Raw genomic sequence first — 17514 nt, 5'->3', positions numbered from 1 at the left:
TCCAGTCAAAATTTGGACGGACGCGGCCCGCCACTGCCGCCCGTGTTCGCTAGTGGACCGACGCTTTGGCATCGGCTTTGCTAATTCGATGGTGCTGAGGATTGCAGGGCTCAGTTTGAAGCAGGGCGCCGCCGGGACAGCGAATTTCCAGCCCGGCGGCGTATCTTATTGGGACTAGCGGTTCAGCCGCCGCCTGTGCGACATGAACCGCGCGCGAAACCATATTTCGGGACGCAAGAAGCAGGCTGGAAATATATCCGGCGTAGCCTCTCGGTCATTCAACCAGAGAGGATTTCGGTCATGTCGAATTCCATCACTGCATTATCTCGCAAAGCGCGCACGCTTGTGATCGTAAACTCGCTTGCTGGGGCAGCTCTTCTGTTAGTCATGCTGGCCCCCCACTCCACCTCGAGTGCTGCTCTCGGAGGTGAATGGCAATGCAGCAAGACCGCGTTCGTTGTGACGACCTGCCGTCTTGCTGAACCAGCGTTCGCATCTGGTGTGACGCAATAGGAACGCGCAAGAAAGCCCGCCGACCGTAGCCGAGCCATTGTCGGCTGCGGGTTCGGTGCGATCTCCGACGCCGCTTCATGACGTCGACCTGTGCTTGCCGTATTTCGGTATGCCGCGCAGCGATAGGCGCACCGTCTGGAGCAGACTGAATGCCGATCCTAGCCATCGCCGCCAAAAGACACCTCGAGGCCGAGACTTTTTTGCCGACGCAGCTTGCACGATTTCCAACCACGCATAGCCGGACGAGGCGCGTTCAGCGTGTCCGGCGCCCCCTCGGTAGCTTGGGCAGTCTGTTACGATTGAACGGCGGCGCTGGCTCGCTTGGCGCTGGCGACTGCTGTTCGCTGAAAATAAGCGTTCCTTCTAGGAGCACCCCCGGCACCTGCTCTGCCGTCCCGACGTAAGTACCGATCTTGCCAATAAACGCTCCCTCAAGCCGCAGCGTGAGATCATCGGCGCCGAAGATCATTGCATGGCCTTCGGAGTGTCTCTTGAGCGTGACGATGGCCGTGAACCGATCCCCGTCGGTCTCGCAAGAGCCGCTGTAGCTCATGATGCTATCGCCACCCCAGATTTTCCCGTCCGCGACATGGGCGATGCCGGTGCCTTCACCGAGCGCGGTCTTGAACCACGCCGCGTAAGTGCCGTCTTTGAGCATGCAAGGTGCCCTCTCACGTAAGCAATTGCCAACAAATCAACGCACCGACAACGCCGAAAAGAACGAGCCCAACTAAATTCATCCAGAAGATGATGGGGTGCGCGCTGCGTGCAAGCAGCCGGTTGCCGCGAGCGCGAAATGAACCGTCCCGAAACATCAGAAACATCTGCCGTAAACTGACCAAGAGGATCGCGAGTCCGACGAGCAACAGCAAAACCTTTACCATCGTTCGCCTCAGTCTCTAAGCACTGCCTGCAACGGGGGAGATCGATCCCTTTTTGGAATGAACCGCAATCCGGGATTTCCCGGTGTCCCGACTTAACGTTAAGTCGAGAGACCTTCTGACTTTATGATCCAACGTCGCACTCCTCGCAGTATAAGTTATGGGAGAGGAGAAAGAAATGGAGCCCTCATGAGAGGAGTTGCGTTGAGGCTCTTGCGAGCCTTTAGGGAAATCAGAGATAGGAAGACACGCGAAGCCATCGTCGCGGCTACCGAACAGGCGCGTGACGCAGAGAGAAGCCGCTGATCAGCAGCCCGCTCCCGAGCGTTGACGAGGTCGCAATCGTCGATGATCGAGTGGCGTCATCATCCAAGGGCATCCGCCCAGCAGCCCGACCGGCGAAGCATTCACCCGACACGCAGCCTCACGTCACCAGGGGACTCGTAAATCACGACCGTTCGGCCATATTGGTTGACCGTCCGCTCAACACCCACAAGCGGCGCTAAAGCGGCCATCTGCTAACCGGTGCGATGGGGCCAAGCGGAAGTGATCAGAATCGCTCGATCACCGCTTCGGCGCGGGTGAGCGTTGTCGGCAGCACGGTCGGGCGATGCGCCTTCGCGGTTTTAAGGTTGGTCTCCAGACACGTCGCTCGGTGGGCATCGCCTGGGCCACCTTCATATTCGGCGCGTCGAAGCCTTCGGTAAACCCGTTGTAGATCGAGGCGAGCGACTCGCAGCAACAGACGCGACGCACTAACTCCCAGACCCGTGCAGAGCATTACTTGCAGATATTCCCGCCTTGACAGACCACGCAAGTCAGGGTCGAATTCCCATTTGGCTTTGCGGCTTTCAAGGCGTTTTTTTTGCTATGCTTGCGCGCAGTCCGGACTTTTTGCTGACTTTGCTGATCTACACAGTCGTCCTTGGGACAGTGACTGCGTTGGCGGCAGGCACTTCGTCGAATTTTCCCGTATTCAATTCGCGCGAACGCAGCCCCTCCGGCGGCGTCGCGGCCGTCGATCCTGATCATGCGCGTTTAGGCAATCCGGTTTGGGCTATTTCTCTAGAAAATCTTTCTGCCACTCGAGCGAGGCCAATATTTTCGGCATCCCGTCGCCCGCCGGCCCCGCCCGTGATTGCAGCTGTAACGTTGCCGCCACCTGCTGCGCCAGTGCCGCGACAGCAACCAGCCCCTCCGTCTCTCATGCTGATCGGCACCGTGGTCGGTCCATCCATGCGAAGCGGCATTTTTCGTGACAAGCGATCCGACAAGATCGTGAGGCTGCCTGTAGGTGACTCACTCGAGGGCTGGACGTTGCGTTCCGTCACCCGAAGCGCTGCACGGTTCGAGATGGGCGGCAGGTCAGAGATACTGCTGTTGCGATCCACCGCTGTCGAGGGTTCGCCACAAACGATCCCGCAAGGAACCGCGGTACCGCAAAACGTCACGCCCGCGAACTTCGCAGCACCAAATCGTGTCCCATTCATCGCTCCGCCCCAAATCGCCTCGCCCCAAATTGACCCGCGTCGCCCGGTCACAGGATCGACGGGAGGACGCGCCTGGTTCGACAACTGATCGAAAATGCAGGCAAGCGACAGACTTGAAGACTGGACCCACGCCGTTCCATCTGCCACCAAAGAGAGCATTTCCATGAAGCGCATATTCAAGTTGATTGCCATCGTTCTGACAGCGGCTCTATTCAGCATCCGATGGAGCACAGAAGCAGAAGCCCAAAGTCCTTTCACGTTCGTGTCTCACTCAGGGAGTGACGCCAACGCCTGTAACGGTCCAACGGTACCCTGCGGGTCCATTTCAGGAGCCCTGCCAAAACGCTCGATGGGGGTGCTATTACATGTTTAGACGCGGGCTTTTTCGGATTCTTCGCGATAACGATATCGGTAACGATTGACTGTGCTGCGGGAGGTGGTGGCGATAATGTGCAATTGATTACGATCAATGCCCCCTCCAAGATAGTCAGGCTTCGAAATCTCGGCGTGAATGGTTTTGGCGTGAACCTTCCGCTGATCGACATAATCGCCGCGAGTAACGTTTTTCTTGAAAACGTATTCGTTTCTAACAACTCCGGAGGTTTTCCTGGAATCAGGGATAAGCGAAGCGGGCCCGGTGTGCTGACGATCAACAACACCAGCGTCACCGGCGTTTCGGGGCCAGGGATTGTTATCGTGGCTGCGAGCGGTACTATCGGCGTCGATCTTGATAACGTCAGATCGACGAACAACCTCTACGGCGTTGCAGTCAGCAGCGGCGGGCGCGTCATGATCAAGAATTCGATGTTCGCGGGCAACAGTGTCGCGGGCATTGAGGGTGACCCTGGCTCGGTCATCGATATCAACACGTCGCAAATATCATTCAACTCCACGGGTATAGCATCTTCCGGAAACACCACAATGTCCGCTTCGGGGGTCCTTTCGAACAGCACGGGGATCAGCGGACCCACGCAGAGTTATGGAAATAATCGTATCGTTACCAACTCGGTGACCGGGACGACGCCGACCATTATCCCCTCCCAATGATTTCATGCGTCCAATAGGCTCGTCCGGCACGAATACTTGAGGAGCCGTCGGGACGACGCCCAAACGCCGCCTGCCCGCCGCGATCCAGATCACGGTGGACAAGGACGAGGTCCGGATGAGACGGGCGCGCGTGGCCATCCAGCCTCCGTGAAAGTACGCGTGACTTCGTACATCGGGCTCGAGCCAGATTTTCGTTCGGACGCGCCGAAGTCCGCCTTGGTAGAGTCGAGGATGGGCGCGGTAGCTTGGGGCCAATGGCCAACGCCCCGTTTCCCATCCCCGCTCATCAAAACCGGACGAGCCGATTTCCGGCATCCGGCTTTCCAACTGGCTTCACCGCGAGCCAGACGACGGGGTCCGCTCGGGGCAGGCGTTGGAGGCACAGAACGCCGAGTTCTCGATGAATAACATCGAATGTGAATCGGCGATTGCCGCGCCCTTGCACCTTGTGCCTTCGCGCGAGGAACCTGCGCAATCGTTCAAAGACGTATTGGTCGACGCTGCGGTATGCCTTGCTCCGCGAGCCGTAGCCAAAGTAGTTGGACCAGCCTCGCAGAGACCTGTTCAGCTTGTCACATACTTCCGGCCATGGATCGATATTGCTCGGCACCAGAAGGTCGCCGATTCTTGTCTTGAGCCGTTGCACACTCTTCTTGGACGGGCTTGCACCCAGATACCAATTCCCGTTCGCCTCAAACCGATGCGCGCCGAACGAGTAGCCGAGGAAGTCGAAGCGTTCCTGTCGGGCGTTTCTCAACGAAGTTTTCGCCTCGTTGATCGTCAACCCGAGCTTGGTCATCACCACCTTCGTCCACGCTAGTGCCTCCGCCGCACGACCGCGGCTGAGGATAACGAAGTCGTCGGCATAGGAGACGACGTGAGCCTGGAAGCTCTCGCCGCAGCCAGTCAAACGCCAATGCTTCAGGAACCGGTTCATGTAGATGTTGGCCAGCAGTGGACTTGCGACACCGCCTTGCGGCGTGCCACGCGTGTTTCGCTTGCCGCCACTCATACTCCGGGCTCCGTCCGCGTCCCGTTCCTCGATCGGCGCCCTCAGCCACATCTTGATGAGGCACAGGACGTTTCGATCCACCACACGCCGGGCTACTGACTTCATCAGCTCGGAATGCGGTATCGTATCGAAGTACTTGGACAAATCAGCATCAACTACGTCGGCATAGCCCCGGCATAAATGCCGGTGCACTTCCTTGACCGCGTCCACCGCCCCGCGAGCGGGCCGGTAGCCGTAGGCATTGTCCTCGAAGTCAGCCTCGAAGATCGGTTCGATCACGATCTTGGCGGCAGTCTGAATCACACGATCACGAATGGTCGGAATGCCGAGCGGACGCTCGCCACCATTCGCTTTCGGGATCATCACCCGCCGCACCGGATCAGGTCTGTATGTCTTCGAGACCAGTTCCGCGCGCAAGCCCGCCAACCATGCTTCCAAGCCCTGCTTCTCGATCTGAGCAAACGTCATCCCGTCCACACCTGGTGCACCCGCATTAACGCGGGCAAGCCGATAGGCGTGATCTAGGATGTCCTCGCGACAGATCTTGTCGTAGAGCAGATAGAAGCGGAAGGTGGGCTCCGCCTTCGCTTTGCAGTAGAGCTTTCTCTGAAGGCTCCGGATCTTATCAGGCGTTGTCAGGCTCATCACCAATCACCCTCACCTCACCATCTTCAAAAGCGCACCAGAAGTCGGGGCCCTTTGCTCCGCCGGCATTACCCGGCCTCAACGCTCCTATGGCCCCGTCCGACTCCCGCCGTGACCACCGCCTGATGCGATGCTGAGGCCGCTACCCTCGTCCGCGACGGGTCTCCCCCTGTAACTGCGAACTACCCTTCCGACGTGCCGTGCCCACTACCCCGGCGGATCGCGTGGGTGCGCGTGTCGATTGCTTCCCCACACGTGCGGCCTTCCCCAAATGACCGGAGGGTCGGCATCCGCATTAGAACTTTCGAGGCCTGCTCGGGCTTCACTTTTGTTACGGCCCATCAGATCGCTCAGCAGCCCACGGCTGCCTTCGTCGCAGGGCTCCGACCCAGCCAGTTACCCGGCCGAGCCGCCTGCCAGCTTCCGGACCAATCGACAATTATCCGGGTGAGTTCCTCCCTCACTGGTAGTTCGCGCCCTCGGGGCGCACGGTCAATCGCGTCGTTCGCGCGCCGGCCGAGCCGCTTCCGGTCTGCCTCCAAAACCAGACCACCCGTGAGCCGGTCACTTGTGCAAAGGGTCGATTTTGTTGAAAAAGACCGGAAGTAATTCGTCGCAATGACGAGTACTGATGCAGGCGAACGGCTCCGGCTGTTCTTATGCGAGCCTCGGAGTGGGCATCGGAATCAGCTTGGCCATCTTTCGAAGGCTCTGGGCGGTGGCTGCGAGGATGAACTCATCTCGGGCTCCGTTTGGGCCTCGTAAACGTAGACGGTCGAGCCTGAGTGCTGATTCCGCTCGATGTCGCCCACCATTCCGGAATGATGTCGCCCACCGTTCCGATTTGATCTCGCCCGCCATTCCGAGATGATCTCGCCCACCATTCCGGGATGATGTCGCCCGGGGGTGACGAGGCCTCTTCTGGCTCCGCTACGGTCCCGCCTTTCGGCTTTGCGAAGGGGACCTGGATGCCGACGGAGAGGTTTGCGATGCGCCATGTGCGCGATGTGATCAGATTGAAGTCGGCCGGGATGCCGACCCGTGAGATTGCGCGGCGGTTGGGAACGGCGCCGTCGACGGTGCGTTTGACGATCCGCCGGTTCGAGGCGGCGGGCTTGACCTGGCCGTTGAGCGATGACCTGACGGATCCTGTCCTGGAGGCCCGGCTGTTCGCGGGGGGCGGCGCCGGTTCTGGCACCCGGCGGGGCCATCGCCGGCAATCCGAGCCGGACTGGGCGGCGGTGCACCGCGAGCTGCGGCGCAAGCACGTGACGCTGTCGATCCTGTGGGAGGAGTACATCGCGGGCGAACCCGGCGGGTATCGCTATTCGCGTTTCTGCGAACTCTACCGCACCTGGGAAGGCCGGCTGTCGGTCACGATGCGCCAGTCGCATGCAGCCGGCGACAAGCTGTTCGTCGACTATGCCGGCGACGGCGTGCCGGTCGTGATCGACCGGCTGACCGGCGAGCGGCGCACCGCGCAAATTTTCGTCGCGGTGCTCGGCGCATCGAGCTTCACCTACGCGCAGGCGACCTGGACGCAGGGGCTCGCCGACTGGATCGGCGGCCACGTCGGCGCCTTCGAGGCGATCGGTGGCGTGCCGGCGCTGCTGGTGCCGGACAACACCAAAACCGCAGTGATCAAGGCCTGCCTCTACGATCCGCAGATCAACCGCAGCTACGCCGACATGGCGGCGCATTACGGCATCGCCATTCTGCCGGCCAGACCGCGACGGCCGAGGGACAAGGCGAAGGTCGAGCAGGCGGTCCTCATGGTCGAGCGCTGGCTGCTTGGGCGGCTGCGCCACCGCATCTTCCACAGCCTCGCCGAGGTCAACGCGGCGATCGCCGAACTGCTCATACGGCTCAACGAGGAGCGGCCGATCCGACGGCTCGGCATCACCCGCCGCAAGCTGTTGGAGGAGATCGACCGGCCCGCGCTAAAGGCCTTGCCGCAGAGCCCTTACGTGTTCGCCGAGTGGCGGATCTGCCGGGTCAGCATCGATTATCACGTCGAGGTCGAGGCGCATTACTACAGCGTTCCGCATCGCTTCGTCCGCGTCGAGGTCGAGGTTCGCTTCACCGCCCGCACCGTCGAGATTTTCCACAAGGGCGAGCGGATCGCCGCGCATCAGCGCATGAGCGGCAACCACAAGCATACGACCGTGCCGGAGCACATGGCCTCCAGTCATCGGCGCTACGCCGGCTGGACCATCGAGCGTATCCGCAAGGACGCAGCCTCGATCGGGCCGGCCACCGCCGCGCTCTGCGACCTGATCCTCGACGAGCGCGCGCATCCGGAACAGGGTTTCCGCGCCTGTCTCGGCATCATCCGGCTTGCCCGATCCTACGGGCACGAGCGGCTCGATGCCGCCGCCGCGCGGGCGATCGACATCGGCGCACGCACCTACGGCTCGGTCAAGTCGATCCTCGCCAACAATCTCGATCGGCGTCCTTCACCCAAGCGCTCCGCGGACGACGCGCCGATCCTTCATCCCAACATCCGCGGGCCGCGCTACTACAACTAGGAGATCACGTCTTGCTCAATCATCCGACTCTCGATCAACTCCACACGCTCGGCCTTCACGGCATGGCCAAGGCCTTTGCCGACATCGAAGCCGGCGGCGAGGCCGCAAGCCTCGGCCACGCCGAATGGCTTGCCCTCCTGCTCGAACGCGAAGCGTCATTGCGGCGCGACAAGCGACTGTCGAAGCGGCTGCAATACGCCAAGCTGCGCCAGCAGGCCTGCATCGAGGACATCGACTATCGCACCCCGCGCGGCCTCGACCGCAGTCTCTTGACGATGCTGGTCGAAGGCGGATGGATCGACGACCACGTCAACCTTTTGATCTGCGGGCCCTCCGGCGTCGGCAAGAGCTGGCTCGCCTCGGCGCTCGGCAACAAGGCCTGCCGCGACAATCGCTCTGTGCTCTATCAGCGCGCACCCCGGCTGTTCACCGATCTCGCTTTGGCGCGCGGCGACGGCCGCCACTCCCGTCTGCTGCGGGCGCTTGGCCGCGTCGATCTGCTCATCCTCGACGACTGGGGCCTCGAACCGCTCGATGCCACGGCCCGCCACGACCTCCTGGAGATCCTCGAGGACCGCTACGGTCGCCGCTCCACCATCGTCACCAGCCAGCTCCCGGTGGATCAATGGCACGCGCTGATCGGCGACCCCACTTACGCCGACGCCGTCCTCGACCGCCTGGTCCACAACGCCCACCGCATCGACCTCAACGGCGAGAGCATGCGGCGAACCCGCAAACCCGGCCGGAAGGCCTGAACCCGTGGCGCTGTGGACATGCCGCTGCGCTTGGACAACGCGAAGTGCGTTGCCCACATGCCCACAGCAGATGCAGCAACAGACAACGAAGACTTCAAGCCGTGATTCAAGGTTGACCTCGCGGCTTCGCCGATGCCAGAAACCAGACAGCCAGAACGCCTCGCGCCCCGGGCGACATCAAATTGGAATAGTGGGCGAGATCATCTCGGAATCCTGGGCGAGATCAAATCGGTACACCCGGGCGAGATCATCGGAATCTGCAAGCCTGAGAATGCGCTTGAGGTGCGCGAACAGCATCTCGATCTTTTTGCGGAGCCGACACGAGGCGCCTCCTTCCCGCGACCCTGCGATCTGGCGGGCCATGTCGCGAGCGCCCTCATAGATTGAGCGCGGCCCCTCCGTGAAGGCTGCTTGGGGCAACACCGGGATTTCAGTGCGCACCGATCGCAATCGCGCTTTCTGGCCATGTAAAGCATCGTGGCGCCATCATGCACCAGCGTTCCCGTCGTGTTGAGTACGTTGCCGCTGGGGCAGCGGTACACGTCACCTGCGTGGTCATAGGTGAAGTCCTCGCGCGAGAATAGCCCGCCGACCGTAGCTGCGCCGTTGCCGGCTGCGGGTTCGGGGTGCGATCTTCGACGCCGCTTCATGACGTCGACCTGTGCTTGCCGTATTTCGCTATGCCGCGCAGCGATAGGCGCACCGTCTGGAGCAGACTGAATGCCGATCCTAGCCATCGCCACCAAAAGACATCTCGAGGCCGAGACCTTTTTTGCCGACGAGAGGGTTCAAACCAAACTCAAATCACTTCATTCGAGCGGCAAATCTCTCTGCGATGACTACCCAATTCTTCGCATCCGCCTGGCTCATACAGACGAAAGAGTGCGCTACTTCGACGCGCGCAATCCATTGCAGGGTTTGGCCTTGGATTCATAGGGCACTATGAACTTGGCTTCTCGCGACTGGCGATCAGGATCGGCTGCCTTATCATTGCAACCTTGACCACGCTCATCGTCGAAACCAAATCGGCTGTTCATGACGGGGCGACGTCAAGGACGACAACGCTTTCGTGACGGTGGCGTTTTTGTCCGCCATTGGATTACTCGTCTCATGCCTCGCGATCTGCAGCCTGGATCTGGGTCTCGGAATAAGTGCGGGTTTCTACTGATGCGGAAGTCCGTTCCACACCCACGACGCGCAATAGCTCGCCGCCATGTTCGCCCGGATTGCGTTCCTGAAAGCGCTGCATCATGGCGGGTGCTGTCCCAGTTGAGAGACTCCTGCCATAACGAATTAAGTTAGTCTGTCTTTCGTCCGGCTCTCAGTAGTCAGCCGGACAACGCTTCCACATTTGGGGCATTGCCACACACGCAGAAAGTAGTCGTCGTTTAGCAGCTCGGTCTTCACGATGTGCCTTGGCACGCCGCAGTCTTGGCAGGGTTGTTCGTTCGAAATGCTCATGGATGAAATCGACTCACTCGCTGCAATGAGCCACAGCGTGCCACTGTGCAGTTAGCGCGCAAATACCGGGGCTCAACATCGCATGGAACCTGAATCGAACCGGAACCGTTAGAACGGTTGGGTGCCCGCCGCCGGGCTTCCCGACCTGGAGCGGTCCCGGCCTGTCAGCCCCCCAACCCCCGCCGGGACCGTTCCGCCGCTTGGTCGAATGGAAATCATCGCTTAGCGGATGTTCTCGGCAGGACTACCGAGAAGCCTGTGCCAACGTTTCCTTAACGTTCCGCTCGTCTGTAGTCGTCCGTTAAGAAACCGAATTAAGCGGAGAGCGGTCGCTGGCGGCAGCGATGAGGGTGGTCAGGATCAGGCACCAAAGAGCCCTTAGCCAGGCGATGATGCGGCGGAAGTTGTGGCCGACGGCTGAGAGGATGACGTTAGCCGCATCGCCGGCGCGGCCTTTGAGGTAGCAGCGGCCGAGGTGACCATCGGTCTTCAGGTGTCCGATGATGGGTTCGATGGCGGAGCGGCGGCGCAGCTCGCGCTTGATGACACCGAAGACGCCGCGCTTCTGGCCAGAGATGAAGATTCGGCGGGGATTTTGTGCGTTGTGACCGCGGTATCCCTTGTCGACATAGGCCCGCTCGATCGCGCAGCCGGTGAGTGTCTCGGTGCGGTCAATGACGTCCTGCAAGGTATGACCGTCGTACGGGTTATCGGGTAGCGCCGTGGCGTGCAGCACGAACAGGCCCCCAGGAGCCAGGCGGTTGTTGGTGACGATGGAGGCTTTGACGCCGAACTCGTAAGGCGCGGCTGCTTTGCCCTTGCCGATGCACTCCACCTCCGGGGCGTGGAAGGAATAGAGCTTCCAGCCGCGCTGGCGTTGCTGCTGCGAGCGGATCTGCGAAGCCCGGCTGAGCGGGAGGGCGAACGCGTTCTCGATCACAGCCTGACCTTCGATCTTGCGGCGGAGATCGCGGATGATCCGGCCCAGCCGGCTACGCAGGATGCGCAACTGCCGCTGATGCCGTTTGAATTGCTTGGCATGGGCGTAGCGCCCCGCCATCATTGCCGCGGTCTTGGCAATGCGAAGGTAGGACTGCCGCAGCTTGACCCCGTGCTTCCTCGCCAGGCGGTTGAGCCCCTTGATCGCCGCGTGCAGCAGCTTGGCATCGGTCGGGAAGGTGATCGCCTTCGGCTGCACGGTGGTATCGACCGTGACCCGCTTGAGGTCCTGGCTGCGTAACGCGCCGGCCTCGTGCGCCACCCGCAAGCTCTCGGCCAGCAACAGCTCCAGCTTGTCGCCGAGCCGTTTGCGCCAGTGGCTCAGGTCCGAGCGCTCGTGCGGGAAGGCGTGCTGAAAGAACTCTTCGCCGGTGAAGAACTGGAAGTACGGGTCGTGGACCCAGCGCTCGCACACCCCCTCATCGGACAGGCCATAAATGTGCTTGAGCAACAGCAGCCCGATCATGAATCGGGTCGCGATGCCTGGCCGACCGTTCTCGCTATAGAGCGGCGCGATCTCACCGTCGATCCAGTCCCAATCGACTTTGCCGGCGAGCTGAACCAGCTCGTGCTTCATATTGATGATCTGGTCCAGCCTGGCCCGGAACAGATCGCCCGATCCCGTCGTCCTGTGCTTCTTCGGTCGCATCGCCACCTCCGATGCGACGACGGAATCATGACTGGCGATTCGACGGAATCCTGAAAATGAAATTGCAGGGTTCCGATGCTCGAAGCATCAAAACCCTGCAATCGCAAAACAGTCCACAACGACAAATGCGATTCTAGCTCAATCGCTTAGCCGCTCTTCACGGACGACTCTGTAGTTCTCCGAGCGAGAACAAATTTGCCCCTGCCCAGGATCTATGGACCTATATAGATTCTCAGTTCCATACACCTCAGCCGAGGTTCAGGTCCGCACGCCTGCACCTTGCGGCCGTGCCATGCCCAAGCTGCAACAGGCCCGCGCAAGGCGACGACATCCCGCGGATGCCGCGGGCGCTTCCGGAATACGCTCGACAAACCGCCGAACGGCAGCTGGGTGATCGAGAAGACGCGCTGCCTTTAGGCTTGATGTTCATCGACTTGAGCAAAGGGAGCGGGGGTTGCTCGCCGTCGGGGCCGCTCTGAAGTTTTTGCGGCGCGCGCTGCAGCAGTAGTTCTCCGTATTGTAGCCGAACACGCGCGCGGTAGGATTGTTTCCATCATCTAGCGCCTCTGGGGGCCAGGTGCCGCTGTTTTTGCTACTACCGGCAACATGCCGGATCGATCGGGAGCTTTTATGAAGGGAATTATTCTCGCCATCGGTGTCGTCGCTATTCTCTACGTCTGGGACCAACATTTTGAGCACGGTCGATACACCGACGCCGTCAAGGGGATTGCTCTTGAGATGCGTCGGTCGTTTGGCGTCTGAACGCAGACTCTCCCGCTGATGCATCGCCCAGGATCGGCAGCATCTGAGCCCAATCTACATGCCGTGGCTCTCAAATACCTTCTGACAACTCTTGCTCAGTTTCGTGCGGTTTTGCTGCAAACATTGTTGAACCGCTCCGTCATCGCCCAGCTGTTGCCGGCAGAATCGCTGCGCGTCGCGCCTGCACGCCTGTTGCTCCTGCGGAGTGCCCATATGCCCCTGGGCTAGTGACGATGATACTCCGATCAGTAAACCCGACAACGGCGAGCAATAATTGGCGCATCGATCATCTCCCATGAACGTCCAAACGCACCCAGGATAAAGTGGCAGACCGTTGTGCGGTTCCTCTGGTTCCTGCGCCGCCTCGAACCTGCCTCGAATCAGAAACAATACTGGAACGGCAACGACTCCATGCGTTGCGCACAGGTCTCGCTCCATCTCACCCGCCAGCCCCGTGGGATGGAGCGAGGCTCATTCCACACACCGCTGCCGATGTTTCCATCACAGATCGATTTTTTCATATCCCGCGTCGCGCTAGGCAGTGGGTCAGTGACCCACTACCATCTGTTGACCGTGAAGGCCCGAGTTGACCGCTCTCTGCCCGAGCATCGCCCCAAACGAAAGCCCGCCGCGGTCGAGCGGCGGGCCGCCGTTTCTTACCTGGACCTTGTGGAGCTTGAACCTGTGGTCTGACCAGGAGCATAGCCGGAAGCCCCGGGCTTCCCATTCTTTGACCCCTTCGCCTGCATCTCTTGTCCCGGAGCGTAACCGGACGCGCCGGGGCTGCCCTTCTTGGAGCCCTTCGCCTGCATTTCGTGACCAGGTGTCTTGCTTGATACGCCCTGTGCAAAAGCGGCAGGGGCAGCAGCGATGATGCAGGCGGTAGAAAGTGCGATGATTGCGTGCTTCATAACTCTCCTCTCTCCTCCTCGGACCCAGCCCTAGCAATTAACGACCTGAACTCAGCACCCGTTCCATGAACGGTTGTTCATCATCAAATGGATATGGCGGCGGGCTTCCCAAGAAAGAAGTCGGGCGACCGAATGGCAAATCGCTATCTCGCTATGTACCCATTTCTATTTAGGAACGAGCCCCGCGGCCCAGCGTTGAGCGCTGGGTTTGAACAGCCCATGACGCCTTGGGCCTCAGCGCTATCGTCCCCCCGCGCTGGGGCCTTCTTTTAAGGTTTGGATTCGCGCCAGCGTCGCCGGGCGACTGTCTTCTGGGTGTGCCCATCCTCGTGCCGATACGCCCTTTGGAGCTAGTGCGGAATGGCAATTGCCCCTGGCGTTTTCAGTTCTAGCATATCGTCGTCGCGCGGATATTGGCCGACGCCGCACCCCAAACCCGACCAATGCGTATCGCGCGATAAGGGATCGCCGCCCCGGCCTTTACCGCCCGCTGGGGCGTACCGCCGAGGCCGCGTCGTTTTAGAAAGAGTAGTTCCATGACGCTGCGGATGTGCGTCGCGCGGGTTTGGGGGTGCCCAAACAAAAACGGTCCCGCGCGCCTGTGCGGGACCGTCCTGCATTCCAAATCACAGAAGCTCGCGGGAACTGTGATGGATGCACATATACTCTGTAGGGTTTAAGGGTATACTAACTGCCCGCGTGTCCCACAGCGTGACAAAAACCTTGGCACGGGCTGTGCAGAGTATTTCTCGCCGGGATTTTGCATCACCTACCCGGGGCTGGAAAGCCGCCGCCCGCGATACATTTAAGCGGGCGGCGTTTATTGGCGTGCCTGTTTGTTCCTGCGAGCCCCTCCTCGATTACCGTTAGGTTCCAGATCCTCTGCTGGATTCAGTTTCTCCCGTTCAGGGGCCGGCCTAGGATGGGTCTTTCTGTTCATTGTGTTTCGAGGCAGATTATGTTGGACGAGAGTTTCAGGAAGCAGCGCGCAGGCTGTGCGCGATCTGGCTGCGCGAGCCGATGATCCGCATATCAAGCGCCGCCTTCTGGATCTTGCAGCCCGATACGAAGGGCCTGAAGGCCACCCCATTTCGGTGACGCCTGTCGACCTTCAGATCATAACTCCAGGAAACCCAGTCACAGAGCGATAACTCGTCCAAGTCGCGCGGTTGGCGGCGCGAGTTTGACGACCCGATCGAGCTGCCTGACGGGCCGCTGCTCGCCACGTCGCACGACGCTGCGACCATATCCAGAAGCTCCCAAAAGGCGCGAGGCGACGCTGCATTGAGGTGCCTACCGCGGCGAAACCAAGCGCGCGATGATCAAACGACCCCGGCGTCGGAGATAGGAGAACGCCGAAGGTCGCCAACCCGGTGGAGGGTTTTCTCTCGGTTGGGCTTTGGGGGCTGGGACCGAAAGCCGGGACTCGACTCTTGCTATCAGCGTTGGTTCCTCGCTCGCCAGATTGCCTTCGCTTCGAACCGCTAAAATCCGTCGGCGCGTGTTGAGATCGATAGAATTCGACGCCGAGGTGGATGCCTCCAAGGCGCGAAGAGCGCCGCGCCGGCGCCGCGAAGTGGCGAGCAAAATAACGAAAGAGGCCGCCAACTGAGGCGGCTCTCGAATACGAAAGCAAGGAGTGGGCTTATTGCCCCTCAACCGCGTATCGGCGGAAGGTCGCATACTTTAGGCCAATCTTGAGCGCCTCCTGATAGTCGGCGCTCTTGTACCATTTATTCATCGCTTCGAGGCTTTCCCATTGTTGAATCGCAACACGCTTGGGCGGTGTGCCCTCAACTGCGTTGATTGGCTTCGCGCCGACACCGCCCGCGCCGCCGATGACGATAAACTTAGCGCCTGCCCCTCTGATGGTCGCTTGGGCCTTCGGGGCAAACTCGTTTCCGTAAGCGTCAGGATTCGTCACGTCGATTTCGGTGATCAGGTAAACTGGCGGCTTGGCCTGGGCGTGAAGGCCCTGAACTGCCATGGAGCCAATTGCAACGCCTGCGAGCAAAGCTACCACGACTATGTAATGTGTTTTCATTGCGTCCTCCCAAACGGCCTGTAATTAGGCGGCCGGGAGCCTAGCACGCGAATTGCGAACATGGTTTTCCGTGTTGCAGGAACTCCGTTCACCCACGGAGAACTCCGGCATATGCACGTTGTTGTGCAGAACATTTATAGGCCAATAGATTTTAGAGAAGCGAAATCTAGAACATTTGCCAAATGGCTCCAAAAGTACTGGGTGCAGAAGGCGAAGGCGCTGTTACTGGAATCCGCGACCGCGATCGCGCGGATCGCAGCCATATGCGGGTTGGCGGACCAGAGCCATTTAAAGCGGTTTTCTCGCTGCACGTCGGGGCGAGCCCAGCGGCATGGCGCTGCGAGCACCAGGGCAGGACGACCTCTCAACAATTGATAGGTGCAAATCTGCCGAAGGCTGACGACGCAGTCTGACGCCGCCACGCCGAGAGCGCCGCGGTCCATATCACGACGCTATTAGCCAACATACCGCGCTTCTGTTCAAGCCTGCCCGTGCCGGCATCTCCGGCCGACGTCGTCCTTGCATCTGTTGAAACCATAGGTGTCGCAGAAAGACACGCAGATCAAGTCATTGGCCGCACAGCGAAGGAACTTACAAGCGAGGGCTGGATCAAGGTACCAAGCAAACGCAGGGAGAGGCTTGCGAACTCGAACTCGAGAAACTTTGTGCGCGGCAAGCTCCCGCTCGATCTGATTGAACCGGTCGCGCTGGGCGCGAACGGTGGGGACACGCTTGAGCCGCGACGCGGTGAAGGTCACCCACCAATAGGCTTTCCGATTTTCCTGTCAGGGTCTCGATTTTGCGTGCGCTGTGGGCGATATCCGCGGCATGGGAGTGCGCGGCATCAACCGAAGCGGTCTTCGTCGCAGCTTTTGACTCGCAAGCCGTCGTTGCCGGCTGCAAGCCGAGGCATAGAGCCGAATAAGGTCATGCCCCCCGCGGATTCCGTGCAGCCATTTCGATCGTTTTGCAATTTCAACGACGCGCATTTTGAACGACAATATCCTGCTTAAAAACGGGTGCCCATTCTCCTTTCCGCTTCGGCTCTGACATGGGCTTGGCGGGACCCGTCTGGTCCGGCGATTGGGTAGAAACGTCCGCCTTGACGCGATCTGCGATCCTGGCCGCAGCTTTCGGCCGCCAGACGTGCCGTGCGGGACCAATGGTAGTCCAGACAATAATGCCAAATAGAGCTGCAACGATTGTCCAGCGAATTACTGAGGGTTCATAACTATGCGCGCCTTGCGGTTTGCGGCAAGCAAATATGGAGCTGCCGAAGCTTTACGAGGTTTATCGGCAGCAACACGATGTGAAGAAGGAATACCGGATAAATGTGCCCAAACAGACCGTAAGAAATGAACAGTACGTTGCTGACCATCGCTATCGTTCGAAGCGCCACAATGCTGGTCATGCAAAAGCTGGCAAGCACGGCGGCGGCCATGAATCCCAAAAAATCGATAGATTGCATTTTCACGCCCCTTCACGATGCGCTCGCTGGCGAAGCGCAATAGATGCGTTTTCGTCCCTGTTTATTTTGCCGATGGCGCGCAATCGACACGAACGCGCGGCCGTCGATCGGCGCTACCTGACGAGCCGCGAACACAAGGATTGCCAGAACGAGCAGGCAAGCGCTGCAGATGACTGGCGAGCCACGAATCCGTTTCCAACAGGCTCCCCAGTTCCACGCTGGTTAGCGGTCGGCCTGCGTGGCGTCATGAAATTCCGGAAATGGACAAGGCATCGGCCGATGCAAACGGGAATCGGATTGAAAGTAAAAGTCCTCTCTTCATCTGACCTACTCTCTCGTCGATGACGCG

The 17514-nt window shown here is 60.1% G+C and carries 14 protein-coding genes and 1 pseudogene; 7 read left to right on the top strand and 8 right to left on the bottom strand.

The window, feature by feature from the left end:
* Positions 1–766: 766 nt before the first annotated feature.
* Positions 767–1171 (bottom strand): hypothetical protein, encoded by a 405-nt coding sequence (locus tag ACP2YO_RS20300; protein ID WP_426442386.1) that lies wholly within the window; start codon positions 1169–1171, stop codon positions 767–769.
* A 13-nt stretch (positions 1172–1184) separates the two neighbouring features.
* Complete coding sequence (locus ACP2YO_RS20295) at positions 1185–1397, bottom strand: hypothetical protein (protein WP_426442385.1); 213 nt, start codon at positions 1395–1397, stop codon at positions 1185–1187.
* A 1937-nt stretch (positions 1398–3334) separates the two neighbouring features.
* Here ACP2YO_RS20295 and ACP2YO_RS20290 point away from each other — a divergent pair.
* Complete coding sequence (locus tag ACP2YO_RS20290) at positions 3335–3931, top strand: hypothetical protein (RefSeq protein WP_426442384.1); 597 nt, start codon at positions 3335–3337, stop codon at positions 3929–3931.
* A gap of 286 nt (positions 3932–4217) precedes the next feature.
* Here the strand turns inward: ACP2YO_RS20290 and ltrA are convergent, their stop codons facing one another.
* The gene (gene ltrA / locus ACP2YO_RS20285) at positions 4218–5588 is read right to left on the bottom strand and encodes a group II intron reverse transcriptase/maturase (RefSeq protein WP_426442383.1); all 1371 of its coding nucleotides are present in this window, start codon (positions 5586–5588) and stop codon (positions 4218–4220) included.
* 989 nt (positions 5589–6577) lie between these two features.
* Between ltrA and istA the strand changes: the two genes are divergently transcribed.
* Both istA and istB read left to right on the top strand, forming a co-directional pair.
* A complete protein-coding gene (istA, locus tag ACP2YO_RS20280) occupies positions 6578–8116 on the top strand; it encodes an IS21 family transposase (RefSeq protein WP_426443134.1) in 1539 nt (512 codons plus the stop codon).
* 11 nt (positions 8117–8127) lie between these two features.
* Entirely contained in the window at positions 8128–8871 is a 744-nt protein-coding gene (istB, locus tag ACP2YO_RS20275) for an IS21-like element helper ATPase IstB (RefSeq protein WP_426433809.1), read from the top strand.
* A 261-nt stretch (positions 8872–9132) separates the two neighbouring features.
* On the opposite strand, the pseudogene ACP2YO_RS20270 reads toward istB, so the two are convergent.
* A pseudogene (locus ACP2YO_RS20270) lies at positions 9133–9458 on the bottom strand (transposase); the annotation flags it as partial.
* A 133-nt stretch (positions 9459–9591) separates the two neighbouring features.
* Between ACP2YO_RS20270 and ACP2YO_RS20265 the strand changes: the two are divergent.
* The gene (locus ACP2YO_RS20265; RefSeq protein WP_426442382.1) at positions 9592–9807 is read left to right on the top strand and encodes a hypothetical protein; all 216 of its coding nucleotides are present in this window, start codon (positions 9592–9594) and stop codon (positions 9805–9807) included.
* 172 nt (positions 9808–9979) lie between these two features.
* Here the strand turns inward: ACP2YO_RS20265 and ACP2YO_RS20260 are convergent, their stop codons facing one another.
* Together ACP2YO_RS20260 and ACP2YO_RS20255 are read right to left on the bottom strand one after the other, a co-directional pair.
* Positions 9980–10123 carry a hypothetical protein gene (locus ACP2YO_RS20260; RefSeq protein WP_426442381.1) on the bottom strand — a complete coding sequence of 48 codons (144 nt, stop codon included), beginning with the start codon at positions 10121–10123 and terminating at the stop codon, positions 9980–9982.
* Positions 10124–10633: 510 nt separating this feature from the next.
* Complete coding sequence (locus ACP2YO_RS20255; protein ID WP_426436472.1) at positions 10634–11980, bottom strand: IS5 family transposase; 1347 nt, start codon at positions 11978–11980, stop codon at positions 10634–10636.
* Positions 11981–12610: 630 nt separating this feature from the next.
* On the opposite strand from ACP2YO_RS20255, the gene ACP2YO_RS20250 reads away from it, so the two are divergent.
* Positions 12611–12742: a hypothetical protein gene (locus tag ACP2YO_RS20250; RefSeq protein WP_426442380.1), complete on the top strand. Its 132-nt coding sequence runs from the start codon at positions 12611–12613 to the stop codon at positions 12740–12742.
* 54 nt (positions 12743–12796) lie between these two features.
* Here ACP2YO_RS20250 and ACP2YO_RS20245 read toward each other — a convergent pair whose 3' ends face one another.
* Both ACP2YO_RS20245 and ACP2YO_RS20240 read right to left on the bottom strand, forming a co-directional pair.
* Positions 12797–13039 (bottom strand): cysteine rich repeat-containing protein, encoded by a 243-nt coding sequence (locus ACP2YO_RS20245; protein ID WP_426443266.1) that lies wholly within the window; start codon positions 13037–13039, stop codon positions 12797–12799.
* A 2259-nt stretch (positions 13040–15298) separates the two neighbouring features.
* Positions 15299–15697, bottom strand: a complete 399-nt coding sequence (locus ACP2YO_RS20240) for a DUF1330 domain-containing protein (RefSeq protein ID WP_426442379.1) — start codon at positions 15695–15697, stop codon at positions 15299–15301.
* A 60-nt stretch (positions 15698–15757) separates the two neighbouring features.
* Here ACP2YO_RS20240 and ACP2YO_RS20235 point away from each other — a divergent pair, with 60 nt between their 5' ends.
* Positions 15758–16072 (top strand): helix-turn-helix domain-containing protein, encoded by a 315-nt coding sequence (locus ACP2YO_RS20235; RefSeq protein WP_426442378.1) that lies wholly within the window; start codon positions 15758–15760, stop codon positions 16070–16072.
* An 889-nt stretch (positions 16073–16961) separates the two neighbouring features.
* A complete protein-coding gene (locus ACP2YO_RS20230) occupies positions 16962–17510 on the top strand; it encodes a hypothetical protein (RefSeq protein ID WP_426442377.1) in 549 nt (182 codons plus the stop codon).
* Positions 17511–17514 lie beyond the last annotated feature (4 nt).

Source organism: Bradyrhizobium genosp. P (assembly GCF_049949265.1).
In the GTDB taxonomy this organism is placed as follows: Bacteria; Pseudomonadota; Alphaproteobacteria; order Rhizobiales; family Xanthobacteraceae; genus Bradyrhizobium.
Note: the sequence above shows the minus strand (reverse complement) of the source record. Positions and strands in the feature narration are given on the sequence as shown.